Raw genomic sequence first — 2,161 nt, 5'->3', positions numbered from 1 at the left:
ACACACCCGCCCGCCGGCGCGGGGGGGCGGGGGCCCCCGCCCCCCCCCCCCCCCGCCGCCCCGGACCGGGGCCGCCCGGCGCAGCCCCGGCGGCCGCGGACCCCGGGCGCCGCACCACCGCCCGAGGAGGAGCCCGTACGGCCCGAACCCGAACCCGAGGACCCGGTCCGGCTCTACGCCTCCCGGGTCCTGGGGGCCGTCACCGAGGAGCCGGGCGAGTTCCCGGCCGGCGCCGGAGTGCCCGTACGGGTCCCCGGAGCGGCCGCGCTGCCCCGCATCCTGGAGATCCAGCGGGCCCTGCGCGCCCTCCAGCGGCACCGCCCGCCCGGACCGCCCGCCCGCCTCGTCCTCGACGAGCCGGCCACCGCCGAGGCCAGCGCCCGCGCCCTCGGGACGGTCATCCCCGTACTGCGGCCCGAAACCCGGCGCGAGGCGACCGTCCGGCTCGTGATGGACGCCTCCCCGTCGATGGCCGTCTGGCACGACATGTTCGAGGAACTGCGGTCCGTGTGCGAACGCCTCGGCGCGTTCCGCGACGTCCAGGTGCACTACCTGCACCGGCTCGCCGACGGCCGGGCCGCCGTCGGCCGCGGACCCGCCCCCGGCACCCGGCTGCGCTCCGGGGACCAGCTGCGCGACCCGACCGGGCGGGCACTGACCATGGTCGTCTCCGACTGCGCCGGACCCCTGTGGCGCGAGGGAGAAGCCCAGCGGCTGCTGCACCGGTGGGCCGAGTGCACCCCCTGCGTCGTCGTCCAGCCGCTGCCGCAGCGGCTGTGGAGCCGCAGCTGGCTGCCGACCGAGCGGGGCACCCTCACCCGCGAAGGCGGCAACGCCGGCCGGCTGCGCTTCTGCCCCGACCGGCCGGCCCGCCCCGGGCGGCCCACCGGCGGACTGACCGTCCCCGTCCTGCCGCCCAGCGCCACCGCGCTCGGCGCCTGGGCCCGGCTCGTCGCCGGACTGGGCACCGGACCCGTCCCCGCCGAGGTGGGCCGGGTGCTCGCCGACCACCCCGCCGCGCCCCTCCCGCCGCCGCGCGCCGTCCGCCCGCCGCGCGAGCTGGTGCGCCGCTTCCGCGCCTCCGCCTCGCCGCGCGCCGTACAGCTCGCCGTGTACCTGTCGGCGGCCCCGCTGACCCTGCCCGTGATGCGCCTCGTGCAGCGCACGATGCTGCCGGACTCCGAGCCCTCGGACCTGGCGGAGGTGCTGCTGAGCGGGCTGCTGCGGCGCGGCCGGGCCGCCGGGCAGTGGTACGAGTTCGTACCCGGCGTCCAGGACGTCCTGCTGGGCCCGCTCGGCCGCGACGAGGCCGCACTGGTGCTCAAGCACTGCTCCGAGTACGTCCTCGCGCACTTCGGACGGGGCGTACGGAACTTCCCCGCGCTGGCCGTCTCCCAGCTGACCGGCGCCCCGCTCGTCGAGGAGACCGGCGAGGAACGGGTCCCCGCCGGCCGGCTCCCGCAGGCCTTCGCCGAGGTCTCGGCACGCGTCGTACGCCGCTACCTGCCCGGGCCGCCCACCGCGGACCCGGCCGTCACCGAACCCGTGGCACCCGCGCCCGGGCGGGCCTGGGCGGTGCGCACGGCCCGCGAACGGCTCGCCGCGCAGGACCGCCACGGGGGCGACGGCGGCCCGCGCGGACTGTACGAGGCCGCCGCCGTCCTGCGCCGGGCCCTCGCCGTACCCGCCGGGCCCCAGGACCCGCCCGGCGAGGCGGAATGCGAGCTGGCCGCGGTACTGCTGCGGCTGTGGGCCGGCCAGCGGGACCCGGAACTGCTGGCGGAGGCCGAGCAGGCGGTGGCCGGGCTCGGCACCCCGCCCGCCCGGGCCCTCCTCGGCCGGGTGCTGCACGAACGGGCCCTCGCGGCCGAACCCGACGCGGAGCTGCTCGCCGCCGCCGAACGGGAGTTCGCGGCCGTCGCCGGCGTCCCCGACCTGGACCCGCGGCTGCGGCTGGACTGCGTGGTGCGCCGGGCCCGGACCCTGGTCCGCCTCGGCGAGCTCCGCGAGGACACGGGCCCGCTGCGCGAGGCCCGCTCCGCACTGGAGGCGGCGGCCGGCGGCCCGGCGGCCGACCCGGCGCTGCGGCCCGCCCCCGGCCGGGGGCGGCGGCGGTGTCTTATAAACAAAATACGCGGCCGCCGACACTGAGAGATTGTAT

Annotated in this window: 1 protein-coding gene; it reads left to right on the top strand. The window is 79.5% G+C overall.

Annotated features, from left to right (window positions below):
- Positions 1–2,151 (top strand): SAV_2336 N-terminal domain-related protein (locus ACFXA3_RS41440; protein WP_385196507.1); only part of this gene is annotated, 2,151 nt, incomplete at its 5' end.
- Positions 2,152–2,161: the final 10 nt, after the last annotated feature.

Source organism: Streptomyces sp. NPDC059456 (genome assembly GCF_042750055.1).
Classification (GTDB): domain Bacteria; phylum Actinomycetota; class Actinomycetes; order Streptomycetales; family Streptomycetaceae; genus Streptomyces.
Note: the sequence above shows the minus strand (reverse complement) of the source record. Positions and strands in the feature narration are given on the sequence as shown.